Below are 23,231 nucleotides of genomic sequence, written 5' to 3'. Positions count from 1 at the left end.
TATGATGTAGAGTATTCAATTCCAACGCATAAGGTAATACAAACCGCGCAATCGTGAATCGATTGCGCGGTTTTTTGTATTTCTATATTGTCATGTTATGATCACGCTGCCGTCGATTGACGATTCAAGGTCAGCAGCAAAATCAATCCGATAATGCAGGCAGTACCGAGCCATTGAAACCATCCAAAGGGTGTATGTAGCCAGAACACGGTAGTAAGCACTGCTGCTAGCGGCTCCAGACTGCCGAGTAGACTGACTTCGCGTGCAGGTAAGTATTGCAAACTTTTTACATAAAACCAGAAGGCAATCATCGTACCGAACACGATAATAAATGCCATATACAGCCAAATTACCGATGACATATGAGCAAAGTCGGTCTGCCACGGCGGATGAATTAGGCTCAAGCCACAGCCCCCAATCACCATCGCCCAGCCTACAATCGTCAGTGAATCGTACTGCCGGACGAGCGACGCAGCATATAAGGTATAAAAAGCAGCAGCTACACTGGACAATATGCCCCAGATGATCGCGGGTGCTGGTACGGTCAAACCTGCTAGCGAACCATTGGTAAGCAGCAGGAAGCAGCCCAGCAGTGCCAAGAATACCATAATGCCATCACGGGGAGTGAACGCCATTTGCCGACGAAGCAGCAGGTATACAATGATCATTACAGGCGATAAATATTGCAATAGAGTTGCAACTGCGGCATTACCATGCTGAATTGATGCCATATAGGTATATTGCACAGCCAGCATACCTGCCAAACCGAATAGAATTAACTGTCTAGCTGTGGATCTATTGGTCCAAACAGAGAAGACGGCAGAACGACCGCTCAGTATATATTGAAGCGCCAGCAGCAGGATACCTGCTACGAGCAAGCGCGTACTAACGAGCCAATTGACATCAACGGCAAATTGAGCGAACAGCTTTTTGGCAACCGTACCGCCGATGCCCCAGCAAGTCGCTCCGATAATTACAAGCCATAATCCCTTACTTCTAGATGATAATCCCATACCCATTTCTCCTTATTTCTCCATATAAAATACAATGATATGATTAGGATAATAAAAGGAACGATGCAAAAATACCGATATATCATCTAAAAATAACACCAGATTGAGGTGAGGTTACATGTGTGCAACCAGCTTTGCTATTGATACAAGCAATCAGCGCGAGTTGACGCTGCATCGAACGACGACATTGCCACTTGCTTGCTATGAAACGAATATTCGTCAGCATGCGCAGGGCTATATTCCTTTGCACTGGCATGATGAATTGCAGTTTGTGCTGATTACGCAGGGGCAAGCATTATTTCAAGTACAGGATCAACAGGTGCATATACGCGAAGGAGAGGTATTGTTTATCAACAGTGGATGTCTGCATATGGCGGAAGCGGTGCAGGGATATGAATGTACCTATATCTGCTTGGATGTTGCTCCGCAGTTTGTAACAACACAGGAATTATATGCAAGCTGTGTGCAGCCGTATATTCAGGCAACCAATTTGCCGTTTACGCTTATCGATCCTCAGCAGGCGTGGGGGCATGATATTGCGCAAGCCATCCGTTTGATCCGGCAATCGCTACAGAAACGACCTGCCTTTTTTGAAATGGAACTGGCGGTACAGCTAGCATCCATCTGGAAAAGCCTAATCAGCCACGGCTTCCAGCCGGAATACCATGCAGCAGACATGGTCAAAAGCCAGCGTATGAAGCAGATGCTGGAATGGATTCATCTGCATTATGCTGACAGAGTGACACTGGACGAGATTGCTACGGCAGGAGCGTTAAGCCGCTCGGAATGCTGCCGATATTTTCGTCGCTTTTTAAAAACAACACCGCTTAATTATGTGGCGGATTATCGGATTCAGCAGAGTCTAATGCTGTTGCAGGGCGAACGCAGTGTAACAGAGGCGGCGTATCAGGTAGGCTTCAACAGCACAAGTTATTTTATCGAGCGTTTCCGCAGTGTGATGCACATGACTCCACTAAGCTATAAAAAAAGGTCAGAAAAGGTCAAATAATGAGCAAAACAAAAAACGGATGCAAAACAATATAGAAAATAAACGTTCATCATCGTAAATGAACCTATACGCATTTTGTCTGTGCTACAACCCATAGCTATAATGAAGATGTAAGGTCAGTGAAGGTCAAATGAGCATCATGCCTTTTCTGACTGCACATCATTTTCATTATATTCACAGAGGAGGATGCTTTATGTTTGATCTGGTTCCATTTGGTAAACGTCGTGAGGATGCATTTGGACATCTGATGAAGTCCTTCCAAGATGTGTTTCAGGATGAATTTTGGGCGCCGTTCCAATCGTCAACCGTTTCCTTCAAAACCGATATTCGTGAACAGGACGATGCTTATCTTGTTGAAGCAGAGCTACCTGGTTTTCAAAAGGAAGATATTCAAATCGACTATACTGCACCGTATTTAACAATTAAGGCTGTACGTCATGAACAGGTGGACAACGAAGAGAACGAGCAGGGCAAGGTTGTACGTATGGAGCGTCGATATGGTGAGTATGTACGTCGTTTCCATGTACAGGATATTGCCGAAGAGCAGATTCAAGCCTCGCTAAAAGATGGATTGCTCAAGCTGCATATTCCAAAACGTCCGCGTCCGCAGGGCAAAACGATTGAAATTCAGTCGGGTGAATAATTAGCGGATTGTGTATTGTATCAACCTATGTATAACATCAACTGTTTAGGCAACTGGCAAAATGGCTTAAAAGTAGGTAAAATGATCATAATTACGCGTGGGTTTTAGCAAAATTATAATAATGACCAACCGGCACAGCCGGAGACTTCATATAATCAGTCGATCCAGACTGAATCGGGCAAAGGTGCATTGTAGATATTTACGGCTATAATGCACCTTTTCACCGTTTATTACGTTATACCTGTATGTTAACGTTGTGGAAAGGAGGGAGAATATGTCCCGCAGTTACTACGATATTCTCGGCGTGTCATCCACCGCCTCCAAGCAGGAGGTCAAAAAAGCCTATCAAAAACTCGCCAAGCAATGGCATCCTGATGTAAATAAGGATGAGCAGGCAGAATCCAAGTTTAAGGAAATCACTGAAGCCTATGAGGTCATCGGCAATGAGAAGAGTCGGCAACAATACGACGAGAAGCTGAAGTACCAGTCAGCGCGTCGTGCTTATGAAGGCGGTGCTGGCAGTTCAGCGGGTCAGCGTTCCACAGGTAGCGGCAGTGGTGCCGGTGCATGGCGCGAGCAGCAGACGAATGCTGGACGAGGATTTGTTGATGAGGATTTGTTTGATATGTTTTTCGGTGAGCGGATGAATGGCTACGATATATTTGGTGAAGCGGCAAGCGGATTGGGCAGCGAATACTGGAATAACGGTGCGCAGCAGCGTACAACGCGTGCCACGATGAATATTACGCTAGAGCAGGCATACCGTGGGGATCAACTACCGGTACAGCTCGGCGGTTCCAAAATACATGTCAAAATCCCTGAACGTATTCAAAATGACCGAACCATTCGCGTTCGTGGAACTGGCGTGAACGGTATTCAAACGGATACTGAGCTGCTGATTACGCTGCATATTCTCCCACATTCCACCTTTGAACTGGATGGCAGTCACTTGCTTGCAACTCTGCAAATTGCACCTTGGGAAGCCGTCTTAGGCTCAGAAGCGCAGGTACAGCTACCGGACACATCGCGTGTACGGGTCAAGGTTCCCGCCGGTATCCAGTCCGGGCGCAAGCTGCGCATTCCCGGTAAAGGGCTAAAAGACGACGATAGCGGATACGGCGATCTAATGCTCAGTGTTGAGATTGTGGTTCCGACTGATCTGAGTGTACGTGAACGCGAGCTATACGAGGAATTATCCCGTACCAGCCGCTACCGGGCAAAGATGAAGCGCAATCGTTAACAGTACGTTATGCTTTGGGATGAAGCAGTGTTGGATTGCATACATGGAGCATTCAGAGCATAACCGACCTGTTTTCCTTATATCCTAGCTATATCATCACGTAGCTATATACAAACAATCTCCCTGCTGTATGTGTGAATCGGACATGTTGCCGAATGTACCATACAGCATTTTTTCGATTTTTTATACCGTAACAAAACGACTACGAATACAGAGTAAGCAGAAAGGACGCGAATCGATATGGACTACAACAAATTGACCAACAAGCTACAGCAGGCGGTAGCTATGGCGCAATCGCTAGCGACTAGTATGGGGCATCAGGAGATTGGCACTGCCCATTTGCTCAAAGCGCTACTGGAACAAGAAGAGGGATTACTCCCCCGGCTGCTGCATAAGCTGAATGTCTCCCCTAACGTAATCAGTCAGCAAAACGATGAACAGCTACGCCGCAAAGCGAGCATTAGCGGATCATCAGCGGTGAGCCGTTATGCGTCGGCAGGGCTGCTAGCTGTATTGAACCAAGCGGAGCAGGAAGCAGTAGAGATGAAGGATGAGTATGTGGCGGTAGAGCATGCCTTTCTGGCACTACTGGAAGTGGACGATGCAGGGAATCGGGATGTGTACCAGCTGCTGCGCCAGCATGGATTGAAGCGCGACGCTGTACTCTCAGCACTCGCGGACATTCGTGGGCATCAGCGTATTACGAGTAAGGACCCAGAAGCTACCTATGAAGTGCTAGAAAAATATGGGCGCGATCTAGTTGCCGATGTACGCGCGGGTAAAGTCGATCCAGTGATTGGTCGTGATGACGAGATCCGTCGTGTCATTCGCATCCTATCGCGCAAAACGAAAAACAATCCTGTATTGATCGGCGAACCGGGTGTTGGTAAGACGGCAATCGTGGAGGGCTTGGCGCATCGCATTGTGCGCAAGGATGTGCCGGAGGGCTTGAAGGACAAAATGATCTTCTCGCTGGATATGAGCGCACTCGTCGCGGGTGCGAAGTATCGCGGTGAATTTGAGGAACGATTACAAGCAGTATTGCGTGAGATCAAGCAGAGTAACGGGCAAATTATTCTGTTTATCGACGAACTGCATACGATTGTCGGCGCAGGGAAAACCGAGGGCGCGATGGATGCGGGCAATATGCTAAAGCCGATGTTAGCGCGCGGTGAGCTGCATTGTATCGGTGCCACTACGCTGGATGAATACCGCACCTATATTGAAAAAGACCCTGCATTGGAGCGTCGTTTCCAGCAGGTGCTTGTGAGCGAGCCGAATGTGGAGGATACCATCTCCATTTTGCGTGGCTTGAAGGAGCGATTTGAAGTACATCATGGAGTCAAAATTCATGATAACGCCATTGTAGCGGCGGGCGTGCTGTCAGACCGATATATTTCCGATCGTTTTCTGCCGGACAAAGCGATTGATCTGATCGACGAGGCATGCGCGATGATTCGGACTGAGATTGATTCGATGCCGTCCGAGATGGACGAAGTCACTCGCCGCATCATGAAGATGGAGATCGAGGAAGCCGCTTTGAAAAAAGAAACCGACGAGCTGAGTCTATCCCGTCTGGAGCATTTGCAGCGTGAATTGGCGAATCTCAAGGAAAAGCAGCTAGAGATGAAGGCGCGTTGGGATAAGGAAAAAGAAGTAATCGACCATATCAATATCATCAAAAAGCAATTGGAGCAGGCGCGGCTTGATCTAGAAAAGGCGCAGGAAGAATACGATCTGAACAAATCCGCCGAGCTGAGCTACGGCATCATCCCTGATCTGGAGCGCCAATTGAAGCAGGCAGAAGAAGCGGCGCAAACTGAGCAGGAAGGACGATTGCTGCGTGAGGCGGTGACTGAAGAAGAGATTGCCGACATCGTATCCCGCTGGACAGGAGTGCCTGTTAGTCGTCTAGTCGAGGGCGAGCGCGAGAAGCTGCTGCGTTTGGAAGAGGTGCTGCATGAGCGAGTAGTCGGTCAAGAGGAAGCGGTCCAACTCGTTGCCGATGCCGTGATCCGTTCGCGAGCTGGCATCAAGGACCCGAATCGTCCGATCGGTTCCTTCCTGTTTCTCGGTCCAACCGGTGTCGGCAAAACCGAGCTTGCCAAAGCGATTGCTGCATCCCTGTTTGATCGTGAGGAGAATATGATCCGTATCGATATGTCTGAGTATATGGAGAAGCATAGCGTTTCCCGTCTCGTCGGCGCGCCTCCGGGCTATGTTGGGTATGAGGAAGGCGGTCAATTGACCGAAGCGGTACGCCGTCAGCCCTATTCGGTCATTTTGCTAGATGAAGTGGAGAAGGCACATCCTGACGTATTCAACCTGCTGCTGCAATTACTGGATGATGGTCGATTGACCGATTCGCAGGGACGCAATGTCGATTTTAAAAATACGATTGTGATCATGACATCCAATATTGGCTCCGTGCATCTGCTGAATGCGATGGAGCGTGACGGGGATATACCTGAATCGGTACGGCAAACGGTACTGCGTGAGTTGAATAGTCATTTTCGACCAGAGTTTCTGAATCGGGTGGATGATATTGTGATCTTCAAGCCACTGAACCGCAGCGAGATTCGTCAGATTGTGCTCAAGCTGGCGGAAGGGCTGCGTCAGCGTCTGCATGATCGTCAGATTGGCTTGCAGATTAGCGAGGAAGCAGCGAGTCTGATTGCAGACGAAGGCTTTGACCCCGCATACGGTGCGCGTCCGTTGAAGCGGTTTATCCAGCGTGCATTGGAAACGAAGGTCGCCCGTGCATTGATTGCTGGGGAAGCATTACCGGGTTCCACAGTAGATGTGACCGTGCAGGATGGGCAATTGCGTGTACAGATTGCTGCGGCGTCTTCGGCGCATCCAGTAGGCACGTCACTATAAGATAGAAGCATTGCATACAGCGTAGAATAGCAGCATCTATTATAATGAGAACATGTGATAAGAAAAGCCGGATACAAACGGGAAACAAACCCGCCATTGTATCCGGCTTTTGATATGCAAAGTCATTTGTTGCAGATGCTTCCAGAATGAACAATAGCCCTACGACAAAATGCCATCCGATACGCCAATCGTCTGTCCCAGATGCTGCTTCATCCGCGCGACTTCTGTTCCAGCCAGCATCATAATACCAATGCCATGATTATCATTGGTCACCGTACGCAGATCACGATCATAATATTCCGGTGTAAAGGCATATCGGGAGCCGCTGCATACACCATGCACATTACCTTGACGGTCGATGGCGTAACGGGTCAGCCCATTCCATGCCTGTTGAGCGGCGGCTGTATACATACCCGGATCACGTAGCCAGCCAAAGCGAACTCCGCGTGCGAAGCCATAGGCAAACATCGCTGTACACGATGCTTCTTCATACGTATCTGGCTCGTTTAGTACTTGATGCCATAGTCCGCTATCTGCCTGCAATGCAGCATACCCCGCACACAGATCATTGAAAAATGCGATCAATTCGTCACGTTGTGCATGCTGCTCTGGTAACGCTTCCAATACTTCCGACAAGGAGAACAGTGTCCAGCCATTGCCGCGCCCCCATGGAACCTGAGTCGCCTGATTGTATTTAAAATCATACACATGCGACATGATCTGCTGCTCCGGCATATACAGGTATTTACGGAACAATAGAAACTGGCGTGCTGCCTCATCCAGTGCTTCCGTGCGACCCGTCAATTTGGCATACCGAACGAGAAACGGTGTACTCATATACAGATCATCCGCCCACATCGTATTCGCAGCATATTCGCCAATACATTTCCGGTAAAAGGCACCATCCGGTTGCCGCTCCAATCGGGTGAGCATAAAGTCAGCAATCCGATCCGCAATAGGCAAAAAGGTAGGCTCTTCGCAAGCAGCATACGCTTGCAGCATCGCGGAGCCGAATGAGCCGCAATTATCCAGCATTTTCAGCATGACGAGCTGCTGATTGATTGCAGGGAAGCCATACTGCTCCCGATCCCACAGCGAATACTCGTACATTACAGTACAGGATTGCACATGCTCGGCAGCATAACGGACAATATCTGGACGATTCAAGTAGTTCCCTGCTCGCAGCAATCCATAAATGGTAACACCGAGCGGGTAGTCCCAGCGTCCGTAATTGGTCACCTGTCCAACCGTCCATTTGTTGCTGAGCATGGCATTTTCATAATATGGTCGAATCCATGTCCCCGGACGATCCAGCCGCCAATATGTATGCTGCGAAACGGAGCTGCCATCGCAATCATACAGTCGATCCATCCGGTTCATCCATTCCGGTGCAGGTTCCGCTCCATGAGCAAACGGTCCGGCATACAACCAATTTTCCTCACCTGTTCCGCGGATACGCCACGGTAATTCTGGCTGTAGGGTCTGTTCTTTGCCATCTACATGTATCGTGAATTGCCACGGTGCTTCTGCATTGCTGCAGGTACTGCATACCAGCAGATCGTTCAAGCCAAAATGAATCGGAACGGTCACATCGAAGCTTCCCGCCTGTTCCAATTTCACCGCTTCTTGCTGTTGTAGCCAGATGTGTAAGGGACCGCTTGCTTGACCGTGCAGACGAACCGAATGACTTTGCGGATCGGTATGATGAATGCGTGTCCACGCATAGACACTCTGATTCACCGTCCGACCATACATGCGTTCTAGCGGAGGCAGTGTCTGCTCCTGCTCATTCCACGTCTGACGCGGCAACCATTGCAGACCGTTATCCTGCTCTTGACCGAACAGATCCAATGATTCCGGTTGTATGTTGCGATCTGGGGGAAACGGTTCCGAGTACGCCCAGCCAGCCTGCCCTGCACGTTCCGCAAAAGGGGATACCACATTCAGAATTCGTACCTTGCCTTCATCCGATCCGAATTGGCAGCCAAAGCCAGCAGGTGTATATTTCATTTCCAACAGCAGCGTATTCCAGCCTGGCTTGATGTCAATCGACGTCTTCACCGTAGCATCTGGCTCTAGCTCCTCCATAACGTTGGAACGGTAATGCAGCGCTCCGTTAAAGAAAAAGCGCACAGGTCCATAGCAGCGCAGCAGCACATCCAGATTACGTTCCTCATCACCCCAGACCAGTCCAGCGGCATATACCAACTGCCCTTTACGAGCCTCTGGGAATCGCTGTCCCAGATTCAGATCATACAAGCCAGCAGACGTTTGCAATATGCCCTCTCGCTGAAAGGCACGATATACAAAGTCCGCCTGTGCGTTAGCACCGATATATCGCTCCGCCAGCACCTTTAGCACCTGCGACTGATCCTCTCCAAAACGGTAATACATACTCTGCGGTTCATCAAAATACGTGGTCATGCAGCATCGACATCCCCTTCACGGATAAATGACAGACAAAACACATCGTAGAGCATCTTTTGCCAAACTGTTGTTCAACTGTTGTATATATATCTTCAGTATAAACGACATAACATACAGATGCTATGTATTTTTGTTAACGCTTACAAAAAATATGCAATCCGTCCGGTGTTATACCGGTTCGGTTGCAAACAACTCCTGCGCCGTCTTGATAAACAGCCGTGTTGCCAGTGAAGCTTGCTCTAGCGAAGGTACGGCAATACCAATTTGCCGCTGAATAACAGGATATACGGGCTTGACGACCAGCTCATGTGGGAACATTGACAGTGCTAGATCGGATACGATGCCGATGCCCAATCCTTGCCGTACCATATGCACGAGCGTACTGACATTGTGAGTGGTAAAGCGGATTTTGAGTTGGCTTTTCTCTTGGTCAAATGCTTCCATAATCGCCACCTCATGACCACCTTTGCATAGGATCATATCCTGCTCGTGCAGATGCCGGATGGTAATCTGCGGCTGCTTTTGCAGGGGATGGTTGTCTGGCAGTAACAGAACCATATGGTCAGAGTGCAGCGGAATGGCATCGACCAGCGGATCAGGTAATAGAATAATGCCCGCATCCAAACGGCGACTATGCACCCATTCCTTTACTTCATTGGTAGAGCCTTCATGCAGATCAAAGATGAGCTTGGGATAATTTTGCTGAATCTCGTGGATAATCGGTGGCAGAAAATACGCCGACGCCGACGGAAAAGCGCCGACCGTGATCGTACCGACTTCCAGACCTTTTTCCGCAGCGACCTGCTGCTCCACCCGATTCATGCTTTGCAAAATCGAGCGGAATTCACGTACAACGCGTTGTCCGACATCGGTAAGCAGCACGCCCTTTTTGCGGTCACGCAGCAGCAGCTGTACATCCAGTTCATTTTCAATACTGGCAATAGCATGACTGACTGCTGGCTGTGTCATATGCAGCTCCTGTGCAGCCTGTGTAAAATTTAACGTTTCTGCTACACGTACAAAAATCATAATCTGTGTAATGGTCATAACAAAATCGTTATCTCCTTCATGAAAAAGATTCATTTTATTTATCATAACAAAAAAGTTAACATAAATATAGAAAGAGATACGTACATTTGAACATATGGATAGGAGAGAAAGGGTATGAACGAATATTCAACAGATACAGGCAATCATCCGTCATCCTCTAGGCATGGTCATTCAGTAGATTCTATACAACGCCAGTCCAATGGAGGTACGACTACTGGCTTGTCATGGAAAGGAAAACGTAAGCGCCAGATGATCGGGCAGAGTAGCGAATTACGCAAAATGGAAAAGCTGAATGCAACGAATCAAGAGCAAGAGAGCAAGGGGCTATCTCCTAAAACAACGCTACTGCTCGTACTGTTCCTCGTTACCATCTGGGGAATCAACTGGCCGCTGACCAAGCTGGCGCTACCGGATGTGCCGCCGCTCTTGTTCTCTGGCCTGCGTACATTGATTGGCGGCGTGCTACTGCTGGCACTGGCATTACGCAATCGCTCGACATTGCAATGGAAACGCAATTGGCACATATACACCGTGCTGGCGATTTTTAATATTGTCGGATACTATGGATTGCAGACGATTGGTATCGGCTATTTGCCAGCCGGATTGTTCTCGACCATTGTGTTCTTACAGCCGGTATTGTTGGGATTATTCTCATGGATGTGGCTCGGTGAGCGTATGTATATGATGAAAGCGATAGGTCTGCTGTGCGGCTTCGCTGGTGTAGCGGTGATCAGCTCTGGCGGTCTGGGGGGCGAATTGTCGCCATTTGGTATTATGATGGCGATTGCTTCGGCACTGTGCTGGGCAATCGGCACCATTTATATGAAGAAACAGAGCGCACGCATCGACTCATTATGGGCATTAACGATGCAATTGCTTATTGGCGGCGTTGTATTGATGGCGCTGGGAGCCGGTACGGAGAACTGGCAAGATATTCACTGGACACCGCAGTTTACCGGCATTCTGCTGTTCATCTCAGTATTCGTGATCGCTGGCGGCTGGCTCGTGTACTTCAAGCTGCTGAACAGTGGGGAAGCGAGTACCGTTGGATCGTATACGTTCGCGATTCCAGTGCTAGCGAATGTATTTAGTATTTTCCTGCTGGGCGAGATGGTAACGATGACGCTGTTCGCTGGTTTAGTACTGATCGCGATTGGGATTGGACTGGTGAACCGGAAGCAGCGAGCCAAGGCTATTTTGGAAGATGCGAGTCAGTCGCGAGCATCGGATGTGCTGAGTGTACGTTCAGAGTGTAAGCAAGGGTGAACGTGATCACTCTACGGTTGATGTAGTTGAGTGGTTTGGTGTGGTAGGTGAGAAGTATTGTGCGTGATAGGATGAATGGATGTTGTATGTTTGATCATAAATGAATACAAGGCGTAATAAAAAGGAAGTCTGTTTTTTGCTTAGATGAGCATAAGGCAGACTTCCTTTTATTTATGTTTGCACACTATTACCACAAAACGTAGTAGATTTTGTGTTGTTGGTATACTTTATTTTCATATTAGAGGAATACATTTACATATTCGTGTAATAAAATAGAGCCTATTGTCTCAAATTTTACAAATTTTATAAGTATATAATTTCATATCATGCATAATGAAATTATTTTCGTTATTTAAAATAAATAATAAAAATGCATAAAATTAATTCATTTTTCCTAGGTTCCTAGAACCTTTCTGAATTCAAACCTTAGACTTAGCAAAATAGAAATCTAACTATATTTTTGTCGAAATTACTTGAACCTACCCAAAAGAGACAGCTTTGTAACCTTTTATTGGTAAAAAAAAGAGCAAAAACGGCATTTTACTATAAGTTAGTATCTATATTTTCCTTATACTGGGAAGATGGCTCTATTTACCCCGTGTAACAATTCGGACACAATAAAACATGTAAAACTTATTCAGGAATCAGAAATACAATTTCAACTTCATGGGAGACAGAGATGGATCATGCCTTTCAAATTGTTTTTTTTCTTTTGTTAATCATATGTATCGTTACCGATTGTAAAAAACGTATGATCCCAGACATCATTACATTACCCGGAATTTTGATTTTTATGTCATGGCACTGGATGAGAGGTGATCTGGTATGGTGGGAACCTATTGCTGGAATAATCGGTCTCGGGGGTATTTCCTTGTTGTTAGCGATAATAAGCAAAGGAAAACTTGGTGGTGGAGATATTAAGTTGTTTGCCATGATCGGTGCATACCTCGGATGGTCAGTAGGAATCTGGGCATTTCTGTTTACCTTTCCACTGGCAGCACTGCTGGCATGGCCGCTACTTATTTTGAAGAGAGTAGCTCCGGACAAATTAAAAATTCCGGCAGAATTACCTTTAGCACCATTTATAGGAATGAGCACAATTTTACTTATAGCATTATTACAGAAGGTGGCCGAAGCTCATGTTTGAATCCAAAAAACGCGCATTTGTATTTATGCTACTGGCAATCGTACTCGGAGCTGTAGCTGTCATTTTGTTTTCTACCTATATGCGAGAAACAAAAGCTAGCTTGGGTGAATTTGTTACGGTTCAGGTAGCGGCTGAAGATATTCCAGCAGGTACAGTCATCAATTCCTCACTACTGACGGATCAAGAGATTCCACGCAAATATATGATGGATTCATTGATTATCAATCAGCAGCAACTTGCCAATAAAATATCGGTTGTGCCAATCACCAAAGGTTCTGTCATTACCACTTCCGTATTGCGAAACAATACCTTTGTCAAAGGTGATTATCGTCAAGTGATGATGAGAGCACCAATGGCTGTATTCGATGAACAGATTGATGCATACGATAAGGTCGATATTCTGTACTCTTACGATTCACAGCAGGCAGGAGATAAAGGGCAGGCTGGAGACAAACGAACAACTAAAATTTTACTTAAAGATGTCACTGTAAATAGTGTACAAAAAACAGGGAGTGACATTACAGCTATCGGTGTACTTGTCAAACTTAGCGATTCCAAATCTGTAATCTGGGCATTGAATTATGCGAAAGAAGTACGCTTGCTAAAAAGCGGTAGTAGTAAGGATGTAGGCGATGGAAATGAAAACTCATCCACCAATACTTCATCCAATCAAAGCGATAAAGCTAGTGAAAAAGCAACTTCCACTACCAACAATCATTCTGATTCAGCAGCAAAGGCGAAGTCTGAGTCGAAAAAAGAAAGCAACAATACATCTAGTCAATCTACTACAGACAAACAGCAAAATAACAAATAATAGAACAAGATATTCAACATCAGAGGGGGTTCTCATTTGTCTACAGTAAAAGTTTCCATTATCTCAAGCAATGAGCGCCTGACCCAGCAGCTCATTCAAAATATTCATTTTTACAATATGCAGCTCGGTGAAGTGATTGAGAAACCACGTGAAGCGTATATGCAGATTCATCCGAAAGAGCCACGAATTATAGTATTTGCTGAACCGGAAGAACAGATCGAATTAACGCCAATTGTGATGCAATTGAAAAAAGTAAATGCAGGTGCGCCCGTTATTTTCCTTAGTCGTAGTGGGGATTTTGAACGTATTCGTGAAATGTACCGTGCCGGAGTTACGGATGTGCTTCGCATTCCAGATGAACTGGAACAACTGGAATCTATGCTGGAAAAGGCTTCACAGATTGCTTTGCGCGGCAGTGATCATCGTCCCCTCCTGCAGCATGGTAGAAGCGGCGGTAAAATCATTTCGGTCTATAGCAGTAAAGGTGGGGCAGGAACGACAACAGTCAGTGTCAATACAGCGCAGGCGATGGCTTTGCAAAATAAAGATGCCCGTGTATTGCTAATTGATCTGAACTTGCAATTTGGCGGTATCCAGCATTATCTGGATATTGAATACGAACGCAATCTAGGCGATTTGAAATCGGTCATGCACGAATTAACATTCAACCAGCTTAGCAGCGTATTATACAAGCTGGAATCGTCCAATCTTCATCTGCTTATGTCTCCTGCACATCCACAGGAAGCGGAGAATTTTACAGGAGAAGATATTGAGTTGCTATTCAATGTTTGTCGGCAAAATTTTGACTATATCATTCTTGATCTGCCGCGAGAGTTGAATGAGGTGTCCATTAGTGCCATCAGCCAGACCGATCAACTCGTTTACGTATTGAATCTGGATCGGTCCTCTATCCTCAGTTTGAAAAGTATTTTGAATATTTTGGATCGATACCATTTGATCGATACCAGTCAGATTGCTTTGATTATTAACAAATACAGTCGTCGCTCTGATGTCACTCGAGAAGATGTAGAGAAGATTATCAATTTGCCAGTTCTTGGTTCAATAACAGAAGATGTAAAAGGCAAATTGCAAACGAGTGCCAATCTAGGCATGCCTTTAATTATGGAACGTCAGGAGAAACTGAAAAGTCTAAAAGGGCTGGTTAAAGAATTTATTCAATTGCAGGCTGCATTGAGTGGACAGGAAGGAGGAGAGCGTCATGTCGATCTTCCGAGAGTTGAGCAGCAGGCTTGATGAACAGGCAATCGAAGAACAGAAACCGCTGGATTATATCGATTATCTGTTCAATCATTACAAGAATCGTTTGCTAAAAGAAACCAATCTGGATCAGTTAATTAAATTGCCCAATTATCAGAAACGCCGGGCGATTGAGAAACTGATTACCGAGATGATGGATCAAGAAAAAGTAATCATTACCCAGATGGACAAAACTCGATTACTGGATATGATACTGGATGATTCTGTTGGCTTTGGACCGTTGGAGCCATTGTTACAAGATGATGATATTACCGAGATCATGGTGAACGGACCAAATGAAATCTATATTGAGCGCAAAGGTCAGATTACGCTATCTGATATTAGTTTCAAAAATGACGACCATATCCGCAATATTATTGATCGCATCGTTGCGCCAATCGGTCGCCGTATTGATGAAAGCTCGCCGCTTGTAGATGGTCGTTTGGAAGATGGCAGTCGTGTCAATGCCGCTATTCCACCAATTGCACTGCATGGACCTGTCATCACGATTCGTAAATTTAAAAAAGACCCGTATACCATCAACCATCTTATGTCATTCAAAACGCTTACTCCCAAAATGTCGCAATTCATCGAAGCGATGGTCGGTGCCAAAATGAACGTTATTATCTCCGGTGGTACAGGTAGTGGTAAAACGACGTTGCTGAACGTTGTATCGGCTTCGATTCCGATTGGAGAACGTGTCATTACAATTGAGGATATGGCAGAGCTTCGCTTGAATCGTAAAAATGTCGTTTCGCTGGAAGCGCGTCCCGCCAATATGGAAGGTGCTGGTGAAATTACGATTCGGCAACTGGTCAAAAATGCTTTGCGGATGCGACCAGATCGCATCATCGTCGGTGAGGTTCGTGGTGGCGAAGCGATGGATATGCTTCAAGCAATGAATACGGGTCATGAAGGATCATTAACGACGATCCACGCCAATAGTCCACAGGATGCGATGTCCCGTTTGGAAGCGATGATCTTGATGAACAATTCCTCCATGACTGCCGAAGTGGTACGACCATTCATCTCGTCTGCGATTCAGCTGGTTGTTCAGACGCTGCGTTTATCGGATGGTACACGCAAAGTTGTCTCCATTGCCGAGGCGATTAGTGAGAATGGGATCATTCAGCTCAAGGATATTTTCCGCTTTCAGCGTATTTCAACCGAAGCGAGTGGACGGATACGAGGCAGCTTTGTCACAACTGGCTACGTTCCACGTTGTGCGGATAAGCTAACTACATTCGGTTATGACCTTGGTGCAGCGTTTTTTGAACCTGCCGAGGAGGAGATTCGGTATGACAGTTGAAACCTGGTTTTTGATTCTACTGTTTTTGACTGTAGTGGTAATTACGTTTGCGGTACTTGAAATATCTGCTGTACGCAGAAAAAGCAAACTACTGAATAAACGTCTTGCAGAACTGCATACAGAAGAAGTGAAAAGTCGAAAAAATATATACCTTCGTTGGGCGGGAAGATTCAATCGATCCGATTACGGGAAAGATTGGGAGCAAAAGCTAACCGGAGCCGATCTAAGCATTACCGGTTTTAACTATGTGCTAATTCAATGTGTATTGCTATTTGTCATTACCTACTTGCTGAATGTGCTACTAGGGATGCGGTTTCCGATGGATATGATCGTTGCCTATTTTGTAGTTACGATTGGATCTTCGCAATGGCTGAAATCCAGACGGCGCAAATTTGCTGCCCAGATTGATCGTCAGTTGCCGGAAGTATGCCGGATGCTAGGAAGCTCCATACGTGCCGGAATGAGTATCCAGCAAGCAATCGGTATGGTAGCAGAAGAGTTGAAGGCACCTGCTGGTCCGCTCTTTCAGAACATGGCAAGAGAATTGAAGCTTGGCAATACCATGGATACCGTGTTGAGCGATATGACTGACAAATTCAGTAGCCGCGACATTCGCCTGCTAACCCAGACGATTACCATTCAGCGCCAAGCAGGTGGGAATCTCGCCAAAGCGATGGATCAGCTAGCGAAAACATTGGAAGAACGCGAAAGAATGAATAAAGAATTGAGCAATCAGACAGCAGAGTCCCGTTATATTGCATTGACTCTGGCTCTGATGCCCGTATTTCTGGTTGTGGCATTTAACATTGTTTTCAAAGGGTTCATTACACCGTTGTTTACCATTCCAGGTTTGATTTTGCTGGTGGTGGTAGTGATCCTGATGCTAATTGGTTTTATGGCGATTCGCAAAGTAACCAATATAAAGGCGTGAATGCATAATGATATGGACCAATACTTTTTTATATACCGCCTTACTATCATGGGGCGCGGCTGTCTTTTTCTACTGGCGTTACCAGCTGAATCGTCTGAAGATGCGTCAGAAGCTTGGCATGGTTTCGGATAAAAAAGAACGTACCACATTTAACGAGCGTTTCAAAAAAAGAGTGTTTTCCTGGTCGGAGAAATTGATTCCGCTAGGATTGCGATTTCGATTATTTACCAATCCAGTCAAAATTGAGCGGCAGATTGAACTAGCTGGACATCCTGGTGGATTACGCATTGATTCGTTTTACGGGTTTCGCTTTTTATGTGTATTCACAGGATTGCTACTGGGAACTTTATTAGTCTGGTCGGGATTTGGGAATGGAATCATCTTGATCCTATTTATTATGATCGGGTTGATTTTCCCTTCTTTGTGGCTTCGAGCTGCTGCCAGAGAACGACAAGAACGACTCGGTCTGGACTTGCCCGACTTTATGGATGCGATGAGCGTATCGCTTCAAGCAGGTGTACCGATGGACCCGGCGATGAAGCAGATTGTGTCCAAAATGGATGGACCGCTGCAAGAAGAATTGGTTCGTTTTCAACAGGAGCTAGATATTGGTGTTCCGCGTGATGATGCGTATGTGAGATTGATGAATCGCAATCAGAGTCGTGAACTGGAAACGCTGGTCAATTCGCTTGTACAGGGGAGCCGATTGGGTGTACCGATCTCTCAGACATTTCAATTATTGTCTACAGATATGAGAGAAACGCGAATTGGCATGATGAAAGAGAAAGCAGCCAAAGCAGGGCCGAAAGTAACGCTCATTACAAGCTTTTTAATTTTACCGGCAGTATTATTGTGTGTTGTCGGGTTGCTTGTACTGAACTTTATTTATAATCCAGAAGGCATCGGGATTTCATGGGATGCATTGCAATAAGTGAACAGCTAGAAACATTTTTTGAGAGGAGGTGAATAACAATGTTGAACAAAATGTGCTCGTATCTGTATGCCAAAGCATCGACAATCGGTCAATATACCAAGAATGAAAAAGGTGCACAAGCGATTGAGTATGTAGGTGTAGCAGCAGTAGTTGTTGTTCTGATTATTGCATTGATGAGTCTGATGAGTGATGATGGCGGCGGCATCGCTCAGGCTTTAGTGGATAAAATCAAAGAGGCAATTGAAAAAATTAAAATTGGTGGCTAATCCAATGAAATTTAATAAACATATTCGAAATATAGTACATGTCATCCGTCAACATCTTCAAAACGAACGGGGCGCACAGGCGATTGAATTTGTCGGTGTGCTGCCGTTGTTCTTTTTAATGGTTTTGATCGTATTTCAGTTTGCTTCTGCTGCCATTACCGCAGTAACGGTCAAACAGGCTGTCATGGAGGGAGCACGCGCAGCAATGGTTGAGCAGTCCGGCGAGTCTGGTTATCAGACAGCTATTCGTAATTTTGCTGGCAATTATAAAATTGCGGATATGAGCAAGTCTGAGTATTCATCTGGTGGAAATACGTATGTTACGGTCAAAGTCACATTGGAGTCTCCGATGTTATCAAGTAATCTGTTTGATACTTCGGGTTTGTCCATACCCATTTCTTCCAGTGCAACTGTACGTAAAGAAGATCTGGATGATTTGCAGTAACCAACAGAGAGATTCTCATGTAAACCATACACATAACAGCAGCAAGAACATACGAATGCGAAGTACCAAAATGATAAAGTAAGCGGGAAGGAAGTGGTTATTATCCGACGCTTAACATGTAAATTCGGAGGAGCACTGCTTGCAGTGCTATTCGTTTTTATGTTGATCATGCCTGTCATGGTTAACGCTGCTCCATCTGAATCGCCCATCCATTCCCATCTAAGTGAAGTAGAAGTGGAGGATCGAAATAAGACACCTCAGGAGACAACCACAGATACAGCCGTTCCACCACCCGGGGTGCAGCTTCCTGGTAATGAAGCAGGTAACGGCAATCAACAAGGGGGAAACGCAGATTCTTCCGGTTCCGGTAATCACGAGAGCAATCAAGAAGGCAATTCCCAAAATGGCAATGCTCAAGATGGTAACAACAGCAGTAATATGACCCCAGCGACTCCAGTTCCAACGGATGGTGTTTCTGTTCCCAGTACTGGAACCGTACAAACTCCGGGTAGCAATGGCACCTCTACGTCCACTATAGATCCAAATGGTGTACAGACGAATCCAACAGATACATCGGCAGTGGATACCGGAAAAGGAGATCAACAGGGAAACGAACAGCAGGATAATCGTCCATGGTACGAAAAATTATGGGATAAAGCCAAAGATGTAGTTGCTCATCCAGTTGAGAGTTTAGCTAACTTTGGTAAGGGAGCTGCTGCAGGATTAATCGGTGCTGCAGCTGTAGTTATTGTAGTTGCTGTAGTTGGAGCTCTCATTCTCAGTGCGCCAATATCCGTTCCTGTATTGATAACTGCCTTGGTTGTTGGAGCTGTAGTAGGCGGTATCTATGGATTGGTAGCGGGCGATAATTTTAGTTTTATTGCTGGCATTGGTTATGGCGCGCTGGCTGCAATATCTGTAATAGGCATTGCGCAATCCGGTATCGTTGCAGCTTTCCGTGGCGGTGTAACTTTATTTCGTAATCAGGGATTAAAAGCATTGGTTACACAACTGGGAAGAGGAGGACTTAATTATTTTAAAGGTTTAGCACAAGGTGCAGTAAATGGATTTCGAAGTTTAATTACTGCTCCCATTCAAACGATAAAATCCGCTGTGTTTAGTGCAAGATTCTATCAAGCATTTTCTGTAAACTTTGCTGTGAGTGGAGCCAGTAAACTCATTTTGGATCAACAATATCCTAGCATACAGGATATGGGAATGATGGCGCTTGAGAGCGTAGCTGGAGCTCTAATTTTTGATAAAGTTGCGGATGTAATCAAGGCGCCAGCAGTATCAAAATTTGGTCAGTCTATCGCAGGTTTTTTTAGTGGTATGGTTGAATCAATATCTATGACATCAATAAAAGCTGCTATTAATAAAAAAGATGACAAAAGTCTTGAACAGCAAGCAGCGGGAGAGTTTTTCAAGTCCATGTTTGTAGCTCCTCTTTTTGGAAATATAATGAGAGGAATAAGGGATAAGAATGGTATTTCGACTAGTTTTTCAGATTTGTCTGATCGTGGAATTAATGTTTCTTCCTCTGACATTGGACAGAAAAGTATTACTAATCGGCAACTTAATTTATTGTGGAACCGAAGTGGCAATGAGCAGACTGTAGAAAGATGGGCGCAAAATGGTCCTTCCCTTACACAAAGGCAGTATGATGATTTACTTGGGAATCAAGAGCGTCTTGATTTTCATGATCGATATTTAAAGCCAGGGGAGAAATTGACAGGTGAGGTCACGAATAAGATACCAGATTGGATAGACAGCCAGCAGACAGAAGCAAACAAGGCTAAGAAATGAGGTGATATAATGATTGGTTTTTTAAACGAGAAATTTGATAAAAAAGTGCAGCTTCTTTGTTTGCAAATCAGTACTGCAATTTTTATACTAGGGTGTTTTCTTATTAGCTATTTAAACAGAAACCTTCAAATCATTGATTTTAAAACTAGTGTTATTCTTTCATGTATATGTATTGCTCCTTTCATTACAACTGCCATACTACGATATATTGTTTCTGACGCAAAAGAACGAAGGGTAACAAGAATGCAGCTCTATTTTGCTATAGTTGTATTCGGAGCAATCTCTTATTGGCGTTATGGAAGATAATTGACGATATGATTTATTGACTAAACGACATAGCAGGATGTGAATCCAATGAACAAACCTTTATTCTTACTTCTTATGATATTCGTACTGCTAGCTGGCTGTAGCAAGAATTCTGCGCAACAGCCAGCTAGTACTGCTGCTCCAACGACGCAGCAAGATACCACCAACAATGAAGACACAACCAGTACAACAGTTGATCCTTTGGCGCAACCGGTTCCCGTACATGTTGTTGTCAGTGGTGGAGAAGAAGCAGCGCAATCGTCGGACACTGCTGTTCCAGCTGACATTGCACAAACACCAGAGAAAGAACAGATTACGAAACTACTGGCATCAGGTGCTGTTTCATTAGATAATGGTGCAAATTTCAAGCCAGATGAGCCTATCACGCGCTCTCAATTCATCCATTGGATGTATGGTTATGACAACAAACATATCAAGCCCAAATATGCAACGACGCCAAGTTTTAGCGATGTGGATACTGCCAATCCCGACTATAAGTTAATAGAAGGATTACAGAATGCCGGTGTCATTACAGGTTTTCCAGATGGCACAATGAAATTAGAGAAAGAACTGACCCGTCAAGAACTTACGTTACTATGGGGCTGGTATCAACGCGAACGAAGTATTACCAATCCCATTGTTGATAAGTCAATCATGCAGTTTGTATTAAACAAGTATAAAGATGGGAAGAAAATTGGCGATACGTATGTATTTGCAGTTTCCCACTATGCAAAAGACGAGCAACACTCGCTTGAGCAAGTGTTTGGTGTGACAGATACTTTAGAGCCTCAACAACCGGTCACCCGCGCACAGGCTGCACGTTGGATTGTAGATAAAACTGTAATCAATGATCAACAGAAAGAACAACAAGAAAAGACAGCTGAACTTGAACAGGAAGCAGAAGAGCATACTTCTGGATCAACAGCTGAGACTACCGTAACTGTCAATGATATCGCGAGTAGTCCTGTGCAATGGCAAATTGCCACATTATTAAGAGCAGGTATTGCGGCTACAGATGAGCAGGGCAACTTTCAACCAGATGACAGTATTACACGACGCGACTTTATTCGCTGGATGCATGGATATGACTATAAGGAACTGAAAGATGCCGATCAAGCACCAGCAGCATTTTCCGATGTCGATCCTGCCGATCCAGACTATGCACTAGTAGAGCAAATGAGAAAAGCAGATGCTTTGCCTGCTCTGGATCAAGACAATACATTGAAGCTGGACGAACCGCTAACGCGTGAACAATTAGCTTTGTTATGGGCATGGTATCAAGATATGAACAGTGTAAAAGACCCTATTCTTGCTCTATCTACTGTGCAGGATTCGCTCTTTACCATCAGTGATGCCAAAGATATTGGTAAGGCTTATCAAAACAAAGAACCATACATTCGTGCGGTTGCTACATTTGCTTATGGTGAACCGACCTATCGCAATGTGTTTGGGTTTACTACATTATTAAAACCGCAGGCGGAAGTTTCCCGAGCAGAGGCGGCTCAATGGCTAGTTGAGTATACCGACAAGTAAAAGCACAGCATACAGCAAGCAGTGAACAAGGTTGCTATATCTTGAGTATCAAATAGGTGCTATATGTTGAGTATCAAACAGCAGATTCTTAAACTGCTCTAAATCTAGTTTCATAGCTTCTTTAGAATGGAATGAACAATAATGGAGAGGATACACATGAACAAGTGGATCGCAATCTGTCGTGAACGAATGAACAATGAGCGTGGCGGCATGTCGATTTTGACAATCGCGACACTTGCTTTTGTCATTCTAGGCAGTGCATTTATGTTTTATTATTTTACCGTGTTCATTGAGAAACGGCAGGCTCAAAATATTGCGGATGCGGCTTCGTTGACAGCTGTGCAAGAAGTGAAAAAGCAGTATGAACTTGGACTGGAACAACGCGCAGATGAAACGATTAGCGATTATCTGGAAGATTTGCAAAAGCGGATGGAGGCTCCTGATGATGGAGCAGGGCCAACACTAGAAGAAATGATTAAGGACGATATTCAGACTCCAGAGCTTGAAGATATTTTGATTGGCGAACAGTTCGATGCACAACGCGACTGGCCGTTAGTAGTAAAAGAACCTCATTTTGCAGATGATTTTACAGCTAGTAAAAATGGCGACCTCTTATACGAGCGGATGGTACAGTATTCTGGTCAAATCTCCGCAGCTGCAAGTCTGGCAATTCAGGAGAATGGCGGCAATACGTCCGAAGGCAGTCTGACGTTTCCAGTAGAGCGTGAGCCTAAATTCAAGTTGACTGCTGCACGAACACTGAGTTTACAAAATATCGGTATAGAAGAAGATATTATGGCGGCATCTGCTGCGGGGATTGGCTCAAAAGATATTCCGATTGATGTGAGCAGTAAAACACCTATTGTGATTCGCTGGTGATGATGGAATAGGAGCCATGTACTGGCAAGTAGAGTGCTCGCATTGTAGTATTCTTATCCAACATGATTCCAGCATT

General features: G+C 45.3%; 19 protein-coding genes. 16 read left to right on the top strand and 3 right to left on the bottom strand.

Annotated features, from left to right (window positions below; translation table 11 throughout):
- Positions 1-101: 101 nt before the first annotated feature.
- The gene (locus ABXR35_RS16835; protein ID WP_367063035.1) at positions 102-1,013 is read right to left on the bottom strand and encodes an EamA family transporter; all 912 of its coding nucleotides are present in this window, start codon (positions 1,011-1,013) and stop codon (positions 102-104) included.
- Between the two features lie 118 nt (positions 1,014-1,131).
- Here ABXR35_RS16835 and ABXR35_RS16830 point away from each other — a divergent pair, with 118 nt between their 5' ends.
- The 4 genes from ABXR35_RS16830 to clpB all read left to right on the top strand — a co-directional run bounded on the left by ABXR35_RS16830 (position 1,132) and on the right by clpB (position 6,785).
- Positions 1,132-2,022, top strand: a complete 891-nt coding sequence (locus ABXR35_RS16830) for a helix-turn-helix domain-containing protein (protein ID WP_367063033.1) — start codon at positions 1,132-1,134, stop codon at positions 2,020-2,022.
- Between the two features lie 193 nt (positions 2,023-2,215).
- Positions 2,216-2,665, top strand: a complete 450-nt coding sequence (locus ABXR35_RS16825) for an Hsp20/alpha crystallin family protein (protein ID WP_367063031.1) — start codon at positions 2,216-2,218, stop codon at positions 2,663-2,665.
- A 274-nt stretch (positions 2,666-2,939) separates the two neighbouring features.
- Positions 2,940-3,905: a DnaJ C-terminal domain-containing protein gene (locus ABXR35_RS16820; RefSeq protein WP_436669384.1), complete on the top strand. Its 966-nt coding sequence runs from the start codon at positions 2,940-2,942 to the stop codon at positions 3,903-3,905.
- Between the two features lie 240 nt (positions 3,906-4,145).
- The gene (gene clpB / locus ABXR35_RS16815) at positions 4,146-6,785 is read left to right on the top strand and encodes an ATP-dependent chaperone ClpB (RefSeq protein WP_367063029.1); all 2,640 of its coding nucleotides are present in this window, start codon (positions 4,146-4,148) and stop codon (positions 6,783-6,785) included.
- A gap of 159 nt (positions 6,786-6,944) precedes the next feature.
- Here clpB and ABXR35_RS16810 read toward each other — a convergent pair whose 3' ends face one another.
- On the bottom strand, positions 6,945-9,209 hold the full coding sequence (locus ABXR35_RS16810; protein ID WP_367063027.1) for a glycoside hydrolase family 88/105 protein: 2,265 nt from the start codon (positions 9,207-9,209) through the stop codon (positions 6,945-6,947).
- A gap of 171 nt (positions 9,210-9,380) precedes the next feature.
- A complete protein-coding gene (locus ABXR35_RS16805; protein WP_367063025.1) occupies positions 9,381-10,259 on the bottom strand; it encodes a LysR family transcriptional regulator in 879 nt (292 codons plus the stop codon).
- 282 nt (positions 10,260-10,541) lie between these two features.
- Between ABXR35_RS16805 and ABXR35_RS16800 the strand changes: the two genes are divergently transcribed.
- The 12 genes from ABXR35_RS16800 (at position 10,542) to ABXR35_RS16745 (ending at position 23,155) form a co-directional block, all read left to right on the top strand.
- Entirely contained in the window at positions 10,542-11,528 is a 987-nt protein-coding gene (locus ABXR35_RS16800; protein ID WP_367063503.1) for a DMT family transporter, read from the top strand.
- A gap of 679 nt (positions 11,529-12,207) precedes the next feature.
- Positions 12,208-12,675 (top strand): prepilin peptidase, encoded by a 468-nt coding sequence (locus ABXR35_RS16795; RefSeq protein ID WP_367063023.1) that lies wholly within the window; start codon positions 12,208-12,210, stop codon positions 12,673-12,675.
- Positions 12,668-13,489: a Flp pilus assembly protein CpaB gene (cpaB, locus tag ABXR35_RS16790; RefSeq protein WP_367063021.1), complete on the top strand. Its 822-nt coding sequence runs from the start codon at positions 12,668-12,670 to the stop codon at positions 13,487-13,489. Before ABXR35_RS16795 ends, cpaB begins: the two co-directional genes overlap by 8 nt.
- A gap of 36 nt (positions 13,490-13,525) precedes the next feature.
- A complete protein-coding gene (locus ABXR35_RS16785; protein ID WP_367063019.1) occupies positions 13,526-14,743 on the top strand; it encodes a CpaE/TadZ family protein in 1,218 nt (405 codons plus the stop codon).
- Positions 14,709-16,055, top strand: coding sequence for a TadA family conjugal transfer-associated ATPase (locus ABXR35_RS16780; protein WP_367063018.1), 1,347 nt, complete (start codon positions 14,709-14,711; stop codon positions 16,053-16,055). The genes ABXR35_RS16785 and ABXR35_RS16780 overlap by 35 nt, the downstream gene beginning before the upstream one ends.
- Positions 16,045-16,986: a type II secretion system F family protein gene (locus ABXR35_RS16775; protein ID WP_367063016.1), complete on the top strand. Its 942-nt coding sequence runs from the start codon at positions 16,045-16,047 to the stop codon at positions 16,984-16,986. Before ABXR35_RS16780 ends, ABXR35_RS16775 begins: the two co-directional genes overlap by 11 nt.
- A gap of 7 nt (positions 16,987-16,993) precedes the next feature.
- Entirely contained in the window at positions 16,994-17,917 is a 924-nt protein-coding gene (locus ABXR35_RS16770; protein WP_367063014.1) for a type II secretion system F family protein, read from the top strand.
- Positions 17,918-17,958: 41 nt separating this feature from the next.
- Positions 17,959-18,186, top strand: coding sequence for a hypothetical protein (locus ABXR35_RS16765; protein WP_367063012.1), 228 nt, complete (start codon positions 17,959-17,961; stop codon positions 18,184-18,186).
- Between the two features lie 4 nt (positions 18,187-18,190).
- A complete protein-coding gene (locus ABXR35_RS16760; RefSeq protein WP_367063010.1) occupies positions 18,191-18,631 on the top strand; it encodes a TadE/TadG family type IV pilus assembly protein in 441 nt (146 codons plus the stop codon).
- A 144-nt stretch (positions 18,632-18,775) separates the two neighbouring features.
- Positions 18,776-20,437: a RodZ family helix-turn-helix domain-containing protein gene (locus ABXR35_RS16755; RefSeq protein ID WP_367063008.1), complete on the top strand. Its 1,662-nt coding sequence runs from the start codon at positions 18,776-18,778 to the stop codon at positions 20,435-20,437.
- Between the two features lie 354 nt (positions 20,438-20,791).
- Positions 20,792-22,276, top strand: coding sequence for an S-layer homology domain-containing protein (locus tag ABXR35_RS16750; RefSeq protein WP_367063006.1), 1,485 nt, complete (start codon positions 20,792-20,794; stop codon positions 22,274-22,276).
- 156 nt (positions 22,277-22,432) lie between these two features.
- Positions 22,433-23,155: a pilus assembly protein TadG-related protein gene (locus ABXR35_RS16745; RefSeq protein WP_367063004.1), complete on the top strand. Its 723-nt coding sequence runs from the start codon at positions 22,433-22,435 to the stop codon at positions 23,153-23,155.
- Positions 23,156-23,231 lie beyond the last annotated feature (76 nt).

Origin of the sequence: Paenibacillus sp. JQZ6Y-1 (assembly GCF_040719145.1) — a bacterium.
GTDB lineage: Bacteria > Bacillota > Bacilli > Paenibacillales > Paenibacillaceae > Saccharibacillus > Saccharibacillus kandeliae.
Note: the sequence above shows the minus strand (reverse complement) of the source record. Positions and strands in the feature narration are given on the sequence as shown.

What these genes read in the sequence shown, in the direction of transcription:
- ABXR35_RS16760 (WP_367063010.1), top strand. Translation starts at nt 18,191, where the DNA reads ATGAAATTTAATAAACATATTCGAAATATAGTACATGTCATCCGTCAA.
- ABXR35_RS16795 (WP_367063023.1), top strand. Translation starts at nt 12,208, where the DNA reads ATGGATCATGCCTTTCAAATTGTTTTTTTTCTTTTGTTAATCATATGT.
- ABXR35_RS16825 (WP_367063031.1), top strand. Translation starts at nt 2,216, where the DNA reads ATGTTTGATCTGGTTCCATTTGGTAAACGTCGTGAGGATGCATTTGGA.
- ABXR35_RS16810 (WP_367063027.1), bottom strand. Translation starts at nt 9,209, where the DNA reads ATGACCACGTATTTTGATGAACCGCAGAGTATGTATTACCGTTTTGGA.
- ABXR35_RS16745 (WP_367063004.1), top strand. Translation starts at nt 22,433, where the DNA reads ATGAACAAGTGGATCGCAATCTGTCGTGAACGAATGAACAATGAGCGT.
- ABXR35_RS16750 (WP_367063006.1), top strand. Translation starts at nt 20,792, where the DNA reads ATGAACAAACCTTTATTCTTACTTCTTATGATATTCGTACTGCTAGCT.
- ABXR35_RS16800 (WP_367063503.1), top strand. Translation starts at nt 10,542, where the DNA reads ATGGAAAAGCTGAATGCAACGAATCAAGAGCAAGAGAGCAAGGGGCTA.
- ABXR35_RS16805 (WP_367063025.1), bottom strand. Translation starts at nt 10,259, where the DNA reads ATGACCATTACACAGATTATGATTTTTGTACGTGTAGCAGAAACGTTA.
- ABXR35_RS16775 (WP_367063016.1), top strand. Translation starts at nt 16,045, where the DNA reads ATGACAGTTGAAACCTGGTTTTTGATTCTACTGTTTTTGACTGTAGTG.
- ABXR35_RS16765 (WP_367063012.1), top strand. Translation starts at nt 17,959, where the DNA reads ATGTTGAACAAAATGTGCTCGTATCTGTATGCCAAAGCATCGACAATC.
- clpB (WP_367063029.1), top strand. Translation starts at nt 4,146, where the DNA reads ATGGACTACAACAAATTGACCAACAAGCTACAGCAGGCGGTAGCTATG.
- cpaB (WP_367063021.1), top strand. Translation starts at nt 12,668, where the DNA reads ATGTTTGAATCCAAAAAACGCGCATTTGTATTTATGCTACTGGCAATC.
- ABXR35_RS16780 (WP_367063018.1), top strand. Translation starts at nt 14,709, where the DNA reads ATGTCGATCTTCCGAGAGTTGAGCAGCAGGCTTGATGAACAGGCAATC.
- ABXR35_RS16770 (WP_367063014.1), top strand. Translation starts at nt 16,994, where the DNA reads ATGATATGGACCAATACTTTTTTATATACCGCCTTACTATCATGGGGC.
- ABXR35_RS16835 (WP_367063035.1), bottom strand. Translation starts at nt 1,013, where the DNA reads ATGGGATTATCATCTAGAAGTAAGGGATTATGGCTTGTAATTATCGGA.
- ABXR35_RS16820 (WP_436669384.1), top strand. Translation starts at nt 2,940, where the DNA reads ATGTCCCGCAGTTACTACGATATTCTCGGCGTGTCATCCACCGCCTCC.
- ABXR35_RS16830 (WP_367063033.1), top strand. Translation starts at nt 1,132, where the DNA reads ATGTGTGCAACCAGCTTTGCTATTGATACAAGCAATCAGCGCGAGTTG.